The sequence below is a fragment of the Azospirillum endophyticum genome (assembly GCF_016595245.1).
In the GTDB taxonomy this organism is placed as follows: domain Bacteria; phylum Pseudomonadota; class Alphaproteobacteria; order Azospirillales; family Azospirillaceae; genus Azospirillum; species Azospirillum endophyticum.
This window is the reverse complement of record NZ_JAENHM010000059.1, coordinates 115,277-128,131: the sequence shown is the minus strand read 5'-3', so window position 1 is coordinate 128,131 and position 12,855 is coordinate 115,277. Positions and strand designations below refer to the sequence as shown.

The 12,855-nt window shown below is 67.9% G+C and carries 11 protein-coding genes; 4 read left to right on the top strand and 7 right to left on the bottom strand.

Annotation, left to right across the window (positions count from 1 at the left end; translation table 11 throughout):
• Positions 1-17 precede the first annotated feature (17 nt).
• The 5 genes from JHL17_RS21210 to gltX form a co-directional block, all read right to left on the bottom strand.
• Complete coding sequence (locus JHL17_RS21210) at positions 18-1,244, bottom strand: ammonium transporter (RefSeq protein ID WP_200196163.1); 1,227 nt, start codon at positions 1,242-1,244, stop codon at positions 18-20.
• 222 nt (positions 1,245-1,466) lie between these two features.
• Entirely contained in the window at positions 1,467-2,837 is a 1,371-nt protein-coding gene (locus tag JHL17_RS21205; RefSeq protein ID WP_200196161.1) for a TldD/PmbA family protein, read from the bottom strand.
• A 119-nt stretch (positions 2,838-2,956) separates the two neighbouring features.
• Positions 2,957-3,388, bottom strand: coding sequence for a DoxX family protein (locus tag JHL17_RS21200; RefSeq protein ID WP_200196159.1), 432 nt, complete (start codon positions 3,386-3,388; stop codon positions 2,957-2,959).
• Positions 3,389-3,668: 280 nt separating this feature from the next.
• Positions 3,669-5,045: a cysteine--tRNA ligase gene (gene cysS, locus JHL17_RS21195; RefSeq protein ID WP_200196157.1), complete on the bottom strand. Its 1,377-nt coding sequence runs from the start codon at positions 5,043-5,045 to the stop codon at positions 3,669-3,671.
• A 28-nt stretch (positions 5,046-5,073) separates the two neighbouring features.
• Positions 5,074-6,417, bottom strand: coding sequence for a glutamate--tRNA ligase (gene gltX, locus JHL17_RS21190; RefSeq protein WP_200196155.1), 1,344 nt, complete (start codon positions 6,415-6,417; stop codon positions 5,074-5,076).
• A gap of 180 nt (positions 6,418-6,597) precedes the next feature.
• Between gltX and elbB the strand changes: the two genes are divergently transcribed.
• Together elbB and JHL17_RS21180 are read left to right on the top strand one after the other, a co-directional pair.
• Complete coding sequence (gene elbB / locus JHL17_RS21185) at positions 6,598-7,266, top strand: isoprenoid biosynthesis glyoxalase ElbB (RefSeq protein ID WP_200196153.1); 669 nt, start codon at positions 6,598-6,600, stop codon at positions 7,264-7,266.
• Between the two features lie 136 nt (positions 7,267-7,402).
• The gene (locus JHL17_RS21180) at positions 7,403-7,972 is read left to right on the top strand and encodes a hypothetical protein (RefSeq protein ID WP_200196151.1); all 570 of its coding nucleotides are present in this window, start codon (positions 7,403-7,405) and stop codon (positions 7,970-7,972) included.
• A gap of 135 nt (positions 7,973-8,107) precedes the next feature.
• Here JHL17_RS21180 and nadE read toward each other — a convergent pair whose 3' ends face one another.
• Positions 8,108-9,763, bottom strand: a complete 1,656-nt coding sequence (gene nadE, locus JHL17_RS21175) for an NAD(+) synthase (RefSeq protein WP_200196149.1) — start codon at positions 9,761-9,763, stop codon at positions 8,108-8,110.
• 263 nt (positions 9,764-10,026) lie between these two features.
• Here nadE and JHL17_RS21170 point away from each other — a divergent pair, with 263 nt between their 5' ends.
• Positions 10,027-10,989, top strand: coding sequence for a hypothetical protein (locus JHL17_RS21170; RefSeq protein WP_247893712.1), 963 nt, complete (start codon positions 10,027-10,029; stop codon positions 10,987-10,989).
• A gap of 152 nt (positions 10,990-11,141) precedes the next feature.
• Entirely contained in the window at positions 11,142-11,552 is a 411-nt protein-coding gene (locus JHL17_RS21165) for a nuclear transport factor 2 family protein (protein ID WP_200196145.1), read from the top strand.
• Positions 11,553-11,565: 13 nt separating this feature from the next.
• Here JHL17_RS21165 and JHL17_RS21160 read toward each other — a convergent pair whose 3' ends face one another.
• Positions 11,566-12,789: a serine hydrolase domain-containing protein gene (locus tag JHL17_RS21160; protein ID WP_200196143.1), complete on the bottom strand. Its 1,224-nt coding sequence runs from the start codon at positions 12,787-12,789 to the stop codon at positions 11,566-11,568.
• Positions 12,790-12,855 lie beyond the last annotated feature (66 nt).

Genomic DNA, 12,855 nt, shown 5'->3' with positions numbered 1-12,855 from the left:
GAGTTGCCAGCCTTGCATCACTGTGTCGGCGCGTCCTCTTCCGGGTAGGCGGTGATGTGGTGCAACGACAGGTCGGCGCCTTTGTACTCCTGTTCGGGGTCGAGGCGGATGCCGACGGTGACGCGCAGCAGGCCGTAGACCGCCAGACCGGCGGCGAACCCGAATCCGGCACCGCTTGCCGTGCCGACGATCTGGCTGAGGATCGACACGCCGCCCAGGCCGCCCAGCGCCTCCTGCCCGAAAACGCCGGCCAGCAGGCCGCCGGTCAGGCCGCACAGGCCGTGCAGCGGCCAGACGCCCAGCACGTCGTCGATCTTCCAGTCGATCTGGCACTTGTTGAAGGCCCAGACGAACAGCAGCCCGGCGATGCCGCCGGTGACCAGCGCCCCCAGCGGATGCATCACGTCGGACCCGGCGCAGACCGCCACCAGACCGGCCAGCGCGCCGTTGTGGACGAAGCCGGGGTCGGTGCGGCTGATCACCAGCGACGTGCTGATGCCGCCGACCATCGCCATCAGCGAGTTCAGCGCGACCAGCCCCGACACGCCGTCCAGCGCCTGCGCGCTCATCACGTTGAAGCCGAACCAGCCCACGCACAGCACCCAGGCGCCCAGCGCCAGGAAGGGGATGTTCGACGGCGGGATGGCGATCAGCGAGCCGTTGGGACGGTAGCGGCCGCGGCGATTGCCCAGGTTCAGCACCGCGCCCAGCGCCACCCAGCCGCCGAAGGCGTGCACCACCACGGACCCGGCGAAGTCGTGGAAAGCTTGGCCGAAGGTCGCGGCCATCCAGCTTTGCAGGCCGAAGCGGGTGCCCCACACCGTGCCTTCCAGCAGCGGGTAGAACAGCGCGATCAGCGCCAGCGTGGCGGCCGCCTGGGGCCAGAATTTGGCGCGCTCGGCGATGCCCCCGGACACGATGGCGGGCACCGCGGCGGCGAAGGTCGCCAGGAAGAAGAACTTCACCAGATCATAACCATGGGCGGCAAAGCCCCCGGCGCCCTTGCCGACCAGCGTATGGGCGTCGGCGAAGAAGTCGACGCCATAGGCGACGGCGTAGCCGACGAAGAAATAGGCGATGGTCGACATGGCGAAATCCGACAGGATCTTCACCAGGGCATTCACCTGGTTCTTGCGCCGGACCGTCCCGACCTCCAGCAGGGCGAAGCCGCAATGCATCGCCAGCACCATCACCGCGCCCATCAGCACGAAAAGGACGTCGCCACCCGTCTTTGCCGCATCCATTTGCACAAACCTTCAGCATTTTGCCCAAAAAATCGGCAAACTGCTAACAGTTCAGGCAAATCTGCGCAAGGGCCCAGCTGACGTTTGCAAAGGCAGAGTGGCGGAAATGCAGCACAAAAAGCGGGCGAACCCGCCTTGGGTTGCCCGCAGTCTGCGCAAGAACGATGCCAAATGATGAAGAGGTGGGCGGAGCCCCCTCCGCCCATCCCACGACGCCGACGCTTACATGCCGGCGATGGTCATGCCGTCGATGCGCACGGTCGGCGCATCCATGCCGAAGCGCAGTTCCAGGTCGTCGGCGGCCTCCATGTTCAAGAACATGTCCTTGAGGTTGCCGGCGATGGTGATCTCGTTGACCGGATAGGTGATCTGGCCGTTCTCGATCCAGAAGCCGCCGGCACCGCGGCTGTAGTCGCCGGTGACGCCGTTGACGCCCATGCCCATCAGGTCGGTGAGGTAGAAGCCGTCCTTGATCTCCGCCAGCATGTCGGCTCGGCTGCGCTTGCCGGCGGCCATATAGACGTTGGCCGGGGCCGGGCCGGGCGGGCCGGAGGTGCCGCGGGCGGCGTGGCCGGTGGTCTGCAGGCCGAGTTGCCGGGCGGAACGCAGGTCAAGCAGCCACGTCGTCAGTACGCCGTCCTCGATCAGCGTGCGCCGCTTCACCTCGACACCCTCGGCATCGAAGGGGCGGGAGCGCAGGCCGCGCTTCACATGCGGGTCGTCGACGATGGTGATGGAGGAAGCGAAGATCTGCTGCCCCATCCTGTCCTTCAGAAAGCTGGTGCCACGGGCGATGCTGGGGCCGCTGATGGCGCCGGTCAGGTGACCGAGCAGGCCGCGCGACACCCGCGGGTCGAAGAACACCGGCACCTTGCAGCTTTTGACCCGACGCGGGTTCAGGCGGCGCACGGCACGCTCGCCGGCCTCGCGGCCGATCTCGGCGGCATCGCGCAGGTCGGCGCCGTAGACCTTGCTGTCATAGTCGTAGTCGCGCTCCATCCCCGTGCCGGTTCCGACGATGACCGAGGCCGACAGCGACTGGCGCGACACGCCGTAGCTGCCGGCAAAGCCGTTGGAGGCGGCAATGGCGACGGTGGAGCGGCTCCAGCCGGCGTCGGCCCCTTCGGAATTGGTGACGCCCTCGACCGCCAGCGCCGCCTCTTCGGCGATGCGGGCACGTTCGATCAGCGTCTCCGACGACGGCTCCTCGTTGTCGCAGATGTCGAGGTCGGGCCAGCTGCGGGCCAGCTGTTCGGGATCGGCGATGCCGGCGAAGCCGTCCTCCGGCACCACGCGGGCCATGGCGATGGCGCGTTCTACCAGCTCGCTCAGAGCCTTCGCACTGCGGTCGGTGGAGGAGACGATGGCCTGCCGCTTGCCGATGAACACCCGCAGGCCGAGATCGCCCGATTCGGAGCGCTCCAGCTTCTCGGTCTTGCCCAGCCGCTGGGCGAGGGACACGGACGCGCTGTCGAACAGCACGGCATCGGCGGCGTCCGCACCGGCAGCGCGCGCCTTGGCGATCAGGTCGTCCAGCAGATTCAGGACCCCGGAGGACTCCGTCTTGTGCTGGTCGTTCGGCGAAACGGTCATCAGGCTCTCCGGTTGGTCTCCGTCCTGTCTACCAAATGGGACGGCGACGCGGAACGGGGAAGAGGCGAAATGCCCCTTCCCCGTTCCGTGTCGCGCCGAATGCCGGTTCTGGTTGCGGATCAGGCCAGTTCGCGGCGGGCGGCCAGGGCACCCAGTGCCGGAACCTTCAGGGCGAAGGCGCCGTCACCCAGCAGCGATTGCACGATCAGCAGAACCATCCAGAAGGCCGGGAACTCCCAACCACCGCCCGGCGCATTGAAGACCCAGCCATTGCCGACATGCTGCAGGGTAGCACCGATCAGGATGGGCAGCAGGGCCAGGGTGATCCAGCGGGTGTAGACACCGGCGATCAGCAGCAGACCGCCGCCGATCTCGCCCAGGATCACGAGATAGGCGAAGGCGCCGGGATAGCCGATGCTCTCGAAGTAACCGACGGTGCCGGGGATGGTGAAGGTCAGCACCTTCAGCACCAAGCCATGGGCCAGGAACAGCAGGCCGAGGCCGACGCGCAGGAGGAAGGCGGCATAGGGGGCGGTGCGATTGTCGATCATGGTCAGGGTCTCCTCGATCAGGGTGGCCGGTTGGGCCGCGTTTCGTCTGAGGAGGAGATTAAGCCGGATCGAGGCGTGGGATAATCCGCAGAATTCACGAAGGTTTGTTGCAGGAAGAGGGACAATCTGGAAGAAGCACACTCTCCCTACTCTGTGCCCCTCTCCCCCCGGGGAGAGGGCTGGGTGAGGGGGAGACATGGTGAAGATTCTCGGGAAGGCACGCGGTGCATCCCCCTCACCCTAACCCTCTCCCCAGGGGGGAGAGGGGATCTTCACCACCTCACCCGCGCTTCCAGGTCGTGCCCTGCGGACCGTCTTCCAGAACGATGCCCTTCTCGGCCAGCGCCTTGCGGATGCGGTCGGCCTCGGCAAAGTTCTTCCCCGTGCGGGCTGCCTTGCGGTCGGCAATCAGTTGCTCGACGTCGGCATCGCTCAGCCCCTCGGCACCGCCGGCCGGCGCCCAGCGGAACCAGGCTTCCGGGTCCTGCTGCAACAGGCCGAGCTGTTGCCCCGCCGCCAGCAGGGCGCCCTTGGCCGCAGCCTTCTCGGCATCGGTCTTCGCCTTGTTCACCGCGGTCGCCAGCTCGTGCAGATGCGCGATGGCGAGCGGGCTGTTCAGATCGTCCTCCAGCGCCGCCAGCACATCGAAGGGCAGCTCGGCCGCCATCGCCGCCGGATCGCCGCGCAGGGCCTGGTACCAGCGGTCGAGCGCGCCCTTGGCCTGCCGGATGCCCTCGCGGGTGAAGTCCAGCGGCTGGCGGTAATGGGCGCTCAGCAGGGTCAGGCGGATCGCCTCGCCGGGGAATTCGTCCAGCAGGTCGTGCACGGTGAAGAAGTTGCCGAGGGATTTCGACATCTTCTCGCCTTCGACCGTGACGAAGCCGTTGTGGACCCAGGTGCGGGCCAGCCGGTCGGTGCCGTTGGCGCAGCAGCTCTGGGCGATCTCGTTCTCATGATGCGGGAAGATCAGGTCCAGCCCGCCGCCATGGATGTCGAAGGTTACGCCCAGATGCTCCTTCGCCATGGCGGAGCATTCGATGTGCCAGCCCGGACGGCCGCGGCCCCAGGGGCTGTCCCAGCCGGGCTGGTCGGGACTGCTGGGCTTCCACAGCACGAAGTCGGAGGCATCGCGCTTGTAGGGCGCCACCTCCACCCGCGCGCCGGCGATCATGTCGTCCAGCGAGCGCCGCGACAATTGGCCGTAGCTGGGCATCGACGGCACGGAGAACAGCACATGGCCCTCCGCCGCATAGGCGTTGCCGCGCTCGATCAGCGTGGCGATCAGCGCGATCATCTGGCCGATATGCTGGGTCGCCCGCGGCTCGATGGTCGGGCGCAGCGCGTTCAGCGCATCCATGTCGGCATGGAACAGGTCGGTGGTGCGCGCAGTCAGCGCGTCGATCGGCTCGCCGCTGTCCCGCGCGCGGTCGATGATCTTGTCGTCCACATCGGTGATGTTGCGGACATAGGTCACCGCCGGATGGAGCCGCGACAGCAGCCGGAACAGCAAATCGAACACCACCACCGGCCGGGCGTTGCCGATATGGGCGGTGTCGTAGACGGTCGGACCGCAGACATACATGCCGACGTGGTCCGGGCGAAGCGGCTCGAAGCGCTCCTTACGGCGGGTCAGCGTGTTGTAGAGGTCCAACGGCACGGTCCGAACTCCTGAATATAGAGAGGTTTCAGGCGGTCTCGCCGGCGAGCCGCCGGAGGCTGCGCGCCCGTCCGATCAGGGGTAGCAGGTTCTTCAATTCCGGTCCATGGTCGCGCCCGGTCAGGGCCCGGCGCAGCGGAAGGAACAACTCCTTGCCCTTGCGCCCCGTCGCCCCCTTCACCGCGGCGGTCCAGGCGCCCCAGGTGCCGAGGTCCCACGGCTCGTCCGGCAGCAGCGCCGCCGCCTGGGCCAGGAATGCGGCATCCTCCGCCACCGGCGTCACCGGCGCATGGGTCACCGCCCACCAGTCGCGCGCGTCGCCCAGCCGCGCCAGATTGGGCCGCACCGCTTCCCAGAAGGCGGCATCGGCGCCACTCAGGCCCAGCGCTTCCAGCCGGGCGGCCACGGCGTCGAACGGCGTCAGATGCAGGACGCGGGCGTTCAGCCGGCCCAGCTCCTCCGGATCGAACTTGGGCGTGCCGCGGGCGACCTTCGACAGGTCGAACTCCGCCACCAGCTCGTCCAGCGTCAACCGCGCCTCGATCGGGTCGGAGGTGCCGAGCTTCGCCAGAAGGCTGTTGACCGCCATCGGCTCGATGCCGTCCTCGTCGCGCAGGCTGCCGACCGACAGGCTGCCCAGCCGCTTCGACAACCCCTGCCCGCCGGCATCGGTCAGCAGCGGCAGATGGGCGAAGATCGGAACGGCGCCGCCGAGGGCCTCGAAGATCTGGATCTGCACCGCGGTGTTGGCGACATGGTCCTCGCCGCGGATGATGTGGGTGACGGCGAAATCGACGTCGTCGACCACGCTGGTCAGGGTGTAGAGCGGCCGGCCGTCCTCTCGGATCAGCACCGGATCGCTCAGGGCCGAGCCCTCGAACCGCACCGGACCGCGGACGAGATCGCTCCATTCCACCGGAGTCGGGCTCAGCTTGAAGCGCCAATGGGCTTTACGCCCCTCTCCTTCCAGCCGGGTGCGGTCCTCGTCGGTCAAGCGCAAGGCGGCACGGTCGTAGATCGGCGGACGGCCCTGCGACACCAGACTGGCGCGCTTGAGGCTCAGCTCCTCCGGCGTCTCGTAACAGGGATAGAGCCGGCCGGCGGCCTTCAGCGCCGCAGCCGCCTCGTCATAGCGCGGATAGCGGTCGCTTTCGCGGGCGAAACGATCCCAGGTCAGGCCGAGCCAGGTCAGGTCGGCGGCGATGGCGTCGGCGAAGGCCTGGGTGGAGCGCTCCTCGTCGGTGTCGTCCAGCCGGAACATGAAGCTTCCGCCGGTCTTGCGCGCGAACAGCCAATTGACGAGCGCCAACCGCACATTGCCGACATGGATGCGGCCGGTCGGGCTGGGGGCGAAACGGACGGCGGTGGACATGGCTGGACTCGATTGCAGACGGGACAGGCGGGCAGTCCTAGCACGGCCGGCGCGCCTTCCGAAAGCGGTCCGCGACCGATGCATTCGCGCAACAGGTCGGTCCCTGCGTCCGTCGGCGTGATAGGCCCGGCCGTCCGGCTGCGTTAGCTTGGCGGCAAATCCAACCCTTGGAGACATCCTATGGCGGACAAGAGCTTGCGCATCGGCGTCGTGCTGTCGGGCTGCGGCGTGTATGACGGCACGGAAATCCACGAGGCGGTCTGCACCCTGCTGGCCATCGCCAAGGTCGGCGCCGTGGCGGTCTGCTACGCCCCCGACATTCCGCAGGCCCATGTCGTCAACCACCTGACGGGCCAGGAGGCCGGCGAGAGCCGCAACGTGCTGGTCGAATCGGCCCGCATCGCCCGCGGCAAGATCACCGCGCTGAGCGAATTCTCGGCCGGCGATGTCGATGCGCTGATCTTCCCCGGCGGCTTCGGCGCCGCGAAGACTCTCAGCGACTTCGCCTTCAAAGGCGCCGATTGCTCGGTCAATCCGCAGGTGGTGGCTGCGGTCGCCGCCATGCGCGCGGCCAGCAAGCCGATCGGCGCGCTCTGCATCGCGCCGGCCATCCTCGCCAAGATCCTGGGCCAGCAGTCGGTGGAACTGACCATCGGCAGCGATCCCGGCACCGCCGCCGCGCTGGAGGCGATGGGTGCGGTCCACCGCAACACCGGCCATGGCGAGATCGTGGTCGATCCGGGGCTGAAGATCGTCACCTCGCCCTGCTACATGCTTGATGCCAATCTGGTCCAGATCGCCGAAGGGGCCGAGAATACTGTCAAGGCTCTGGTCGACTTGGCAAGGTAACCAAGAAAAACGCCGGACGAAGGGGGTAGAGATACCTCCTTTGTCACGCGCAATGTCACAAAGCTGAGCAATAATTCATTAACCGCCTTCTTACACCCTTGACCTCGGTTTCGTTTTGATGAGGCGAGGGCTGGCGATGACCTGCATTGTGGGATTGGTGGACGGCGACCGGGTATGGATGGGCGGCGACAGCGCCGGGGTGAACGGTCTGGACATCACCGTCCGCGCCGACACCAAGGTTTTCCGCAACGGCGACAGCCTGATCGGCTTCACCAGTTCCTTCCGCATGGGTCAGCTGCTGCATTACCGGCTCGAGGTTCCGCAGCGCGACCATGACGCCGATTTGTTCCGCTACATGGTCGTGGACTTCGTCGATGCCGTCCGCAACTGCCTGAAGGATGGCGGCTACGCCCACCGCTCCAATGATGTCGAGACCGGCGGCACCTTCATGGTCGGCCTGGAAGGCCGGCTGTTCACCGTGCAGTCCGACTATCAGGTCGGCGAGGCGGTGCGCGGCTATCACGCCATCGGCTGCGGGTCGGATTATGCGCTCGGCTCGCTTGCCTCCACCGTCGGCCTGCCGCCGGAAGAGCGGGTGCTGAAAGCCCTCGAATGCGCCGAACTGTTCAACGGCGGCGTCCGGGCGCCCTTCACCATCCAGTCCAGCCTGCGCCGTCCGCAGCTCGCCCTGACCGAAGCCGCTTGACGGATCGTCTTCGACCAAGGCAGTGCTGTGGACCTTCGGCATGATCGCCATGATCATCAAGCCGACGGGCGGCTGAGGGCCACACTGCCTTGAACGGGCGCGAAAGGGGACCGCTCCCCCTTCGCGCCGGCATCTCTACGTCAGATCGATGAAGCTCCCGCCAATCGGGAAGCGCCGCAGGTTCTGGGGCCTCCGGCGCGAAATCCGCGGTCCCGGCGGATCCTGGCGGCGGCCGGCCTCCGCCTGAAGCACCAGCCGCCAGACCGTCGCAACCCTGTCGGCCGCATGTCCGCGCCCGGCCAAGTCGGCGAGCGACAATCCGCCATCGAGCAAGCCCGCCAGCAGATCGTCCAGCGTCTCCACAGGCGGCAGTCCGGCCGGAGTCTCCGCTTTCAGCCGGCGTGCCAGCACCCGTTCCGGCACCACCCGCCCGGCCGGACCGCGCGATCCCGCCAGTTGGCTCGCATTGCGCCAGCGTGCCAGTTCCAGCACCGCCACCTTCGGCACATCGGCCAGCGGGGCATAGCCGCAACCCGTTTCCTCCGGTGCAAGACCGAGCAGCCGGTCGGTCCGGTCCGCCGTCGACAGCAGCAGGGCGCCCATCCGATCCGCCAGCGCCGCCAGGGTCGCGGCGCGCAGCCGGCCATGCAGCCGGTCCGCAGCCGCCGCCGATTCGCGCCCGGCAAGGGCGGGGGCGAGCAGCGAGTCCGCAGCTTTCAGCACCGGTGCCAGCACGACGTTGTCCAGGCGGCAGCCCAGCAGTTCGACGATCTCGGCCGTATCGTCCAGGCTGTCTGCCAAGGCACCGGCCTCGCCGGCCGGCAGCGGGGCGCGGACGGCCAGCACCCGCGCCGGCCCCAGCGCATCGACCGCCATGGCGGCGACCAGAGCCGAATCCAGCCCGCCGGTCAGGCCGACCACCACGCCCGGCGCTCCATTTTTCATTACGGCATCGCGCAGACCCAAGACCACCGCGGCATAGAGCGCTTCCATGCCCTCGGCGGGAGGGATCGTTTCGGCCTCGCAACCATCCCAGGTCCCGTCGGCCCCGTGCTCCCATCGGGTCAGCAGCAGATGTTCGGCAAACAGCGGGGCATGGGCGACCAGCCGGCCGCCGGTAGCGAGCGCGAAGCTGCCGCCGTCGAACACCCGCCCCTCCTGCCCGCCGACGACGTTCACCGCGACCAGTGGCAGCCCGCACTCCACCACCCGGGCGACGGCGGCCTGCATCCGCTCGTCGGCACGGCCGGGGGCGAAGGGGCCAGCCAGCATTCCGACCAGGAGTTCGGCCCCGCTTTCCGCCAGCGTTTCCGCCACGTCGCCGGTGGTCAGGTCGCCACCGACCAGGAGACCGATCCGTATCCCACGGACATTCACTGGACCGGGCATCGGACCGGTATCGAAATGATCTTCTTCGGGTGCGCCGATTTCATCGGCATCCGTTACGGCTTGAAAACGAACCGCAGAAACCTTCCCGCTATCCAGCAGCAGGGCCGCATTGTGGCGCTTGGCACCGTCACGCCAGGGTGCACCGACCAGCAAGGCCGGCCCGCCATCCGCGGTGTCGGCCGCCAGCGACCGCACCATTGCCTCCACCGCATCGAGGAAGGCGGGAAGTGCCGCGAAATCCAGCAGTGGAACGCCGGACACCGCGCCCGCGGGGCAGACGACGAGGTCGGCACCACGAGCCGCGGCCTCCGCCCGGGCGGCGCGGATACGGTCGGCGTTGGCGGCGAGGCCGCCCGCCGTCGGGTTGATCTGGGCAAGCGCGATGGACAGGCGGTCGGTCATGGTGGCCGGCTTCCTTCTTCCGAATTCCACGCGACCAGGGTAGCAGCGCCTACCGTCCGGTTAAAGCCGCAGGTCGTCGCAGGTCATCACGCAGGCGGAACAAGCGGCGGCAAGAGGTGCGACGAAGTTCCACAGTCGAGACTAATTAGTAAGGTAACGAACTTATTTCTACTCTCAAAAGAAAGTCGCGAAATTAACAAATGGTAAAGGTTGTCGGCATCATGCTTCCACTCGCGCAAAAACAACGCGATGCGGGGGCATCCATGTACTACGCGGAGCTCAGCGGCCCGAACGGCAAACCGTCGGTGCTGTCCACAACTGTGCAGAACGGTTCGTCAAAGACGGCCGGCACGGCAAAGGACGCGCTGGCCAAATCGGACGCGAAACCGGTGGAGGGCGACAAGAAGAGCCAGTCGCCGGCCTACACCATCAGCCAGTCGATGGAATCGCTGCTGGACAGCATGACCGGCAAGGGCGGTGCCCAGGCGGCGGGAGGCGGCTCCCTGGCCGGCGGCAGCGGCGTCGACCGCGCCAAGCAGGCCCAGTCGCTGATGCAGTCGGCGCTGGACCATGGCAATGACCTGGCCGGCATGTTCGGCAAGGGCATCGACTCCCTGAAGCAGGGGCTGGGCGATGCGCTGAGCGTGCTTGGCGTTCCGCAGAACCGCATCGACGATGCCGTGAAGGGCTTCGGCGACGGCCTGAAGTCCAAGCTCGACGGCATGAACCTCAGCGACCTGTCGGTGGACATGCAGGCCACCCAGTCGCAATGGTCGATCGAGTCCCACGGAATCGAGCTGGAAATCCAGGATGGCGACCGCAGCGTCAAGATTTCCTTCGCCAAATCGACCCTGGACTTCCGCCGCGACGACCAGCGGCTTCAGGCCTCCCTGGGCAAGGGCGGCGATACGGCGCTCAGCGCCACCGGCATGACCACCACCGCCACCGGCAAGTCCACCGGCATGATCGTCCGGTCCAACGGCTTCAGCGACGACGAAATCAAGGACATCCTCGGCAAGCTGAACGACATGGCGTCCAAATCCGGCGGCGACGGGATGAAGGGACTGGCGGTGCTGAAGCCGAACACGTCCAAGAACGGCGTCACCCATCTGACGCTCGACCTCTCCGCCCCGGTGGAGGGGTTGTCGGCAGGAAAGGCCGGTGCGGCATCCACCGCGGCAACCGGCGCTGCCGCGAAGCAGCAGAGCGTCGATCTGACCGCCTGAGCCGGTTTCATGCGTTCGTTGTCACAGCGCCGGCCCGGATCCGTCCGGACCGGCGCTTGCCCATGGGGGATGGCTTCTTTACAAGCGGTCCCGATGCCGGCTGCAAGGCCGTGCCCACCCGTATCCCCGGAACCATCGCCCGGACGAACGCCATGACCGACCGCGACACGCTGCTGGCCCTGAACCAAGCCTTCTACCGGGCCTTCACCAACCGCGACACCGCCGCGATGGAAGCCCTGTGGGCGGAGACTCTGCCCATCTCCTGCATCCATCCCGGCTGGACCGCCCTGTTCGGGCGCGATGCGGTGCTGACCAGCTGGCGGGATGTGCTGCGCGCGCCCAGCGGCATCACGGTCGAGGCCCGCAACGAACGCGTGACCCTGCACGGCGACACCGCGCTGGTGGTCTGCGAGGAAACGCTGGGCGACGCCGTTCTGGCCGCCACCAATTTGTTCGCCCGCGAAAAGGGCAGCTGGCGCCTCGCCCACCATCAGGCGGGCCCCATCGCCCCCGCCCGCGCCAATGTCGAGACACCGGCAAAACCACCGCGGCGCCTGCACTGACAAGCCTTCGCCGTCACGGCAGGCTCGCCACCTCCGGCCGCGCCTCCAGCCGGCGGACGAGGTCGATGACCACATGGTCGGCAACGACCTGATCGGGGTCGCTGTTGGTCAGCGCCACCACGCCCCAGCGGTGCGCCCTGGAAAAGGCGATATAGGCGTTGAAACCGCCGGTGGAACCGGAATGCCAGTGGATCGGCGTGCCGTCCGTGGCCCAGGCGACGAACCAGCCGAGCGCCATCGCCCCGCTTCCCAGGCTGCCCGGATCGGCCAGTGACCGACCGTCCACCTGGACCGCCTGTGCCAGCGCCAACGTGGCCTTAACCGCCGGGGTGCAGCCATGGCCGTCCGACCCGATGGCCGCACCGGCCGGACAATCGCCGAGATTGGCGGAGAGCCAGCGCAGCAGATCATCGGTGGAGGAGTAGAGCCCGAAGGCGGGCAACATCGCCGGCGCCTCCCAATCGGGCACGATCCGGCCGCGGGCGTGACCGGCAGCCTTGCGCGCCTGCTGCTCCGCCGTCGGATGCAGGGTGGTATCGCGCAGCCCGAAGCGGTCGGTCACCACCTGCTTCAGCAGCGTTTCGTATGGCTGGCCGGCCGCCGCCGACAGCGCTTCCCCCAGCACCGACATGCCGGTGTTCGAATAGCTGAATCGCACGCCCGGCGGCACCGGCAGGCGATAGCCGGACAGCCACAGCGCCAACTCGCCACGCGACAACGGCTTGTAGGGATTGCGCGGATCCTCCAGCCGGTTCCAGGAGAAGCGGGGGGTCTCCGGCACGTTGGGCAGGCCCGCGGTGTGGGTGGCGAGGTCGCGCAGGCGGATCGGCCGGCCCTCGTAATCCGGAACATGGGTGACCGGCACCGGGCCGACGCGGCGGAGATGACGCTGCACCGGATCGGCCGGGTCGACGCGACCCTCCCGCATCAGCTCCGCCATGATGGTACCGGTGAAGGGCTTGGTGAGGGACGCGATCTGGAACAGGGTGCGGCCATCGGGTGGTCCGCCGTCGGGACGCCCGGCATCGCCGCGACCGACCACCAGGCTCCGGCCGTCGCGGATCACGCCGACCACCAGGCTACCGGCACCGGCCGCCGGCTGCCGGTCCTCCACCGCGCGGGTTACCGCATCCGCCAGCGGATCGGCGATGCGGTCCGGACCGATGGCCCCGGTCGCGCCGAACGGAACGCTCCACAGCAGCAGACATAAAACGCTCCAGAGCAGCCTGCGCCGCATCCTGCCCTCCGCCCGGCCCCAATCGCGAGTACCGAGAATGGGCGGACGTACGGCAGGCGGACAGGG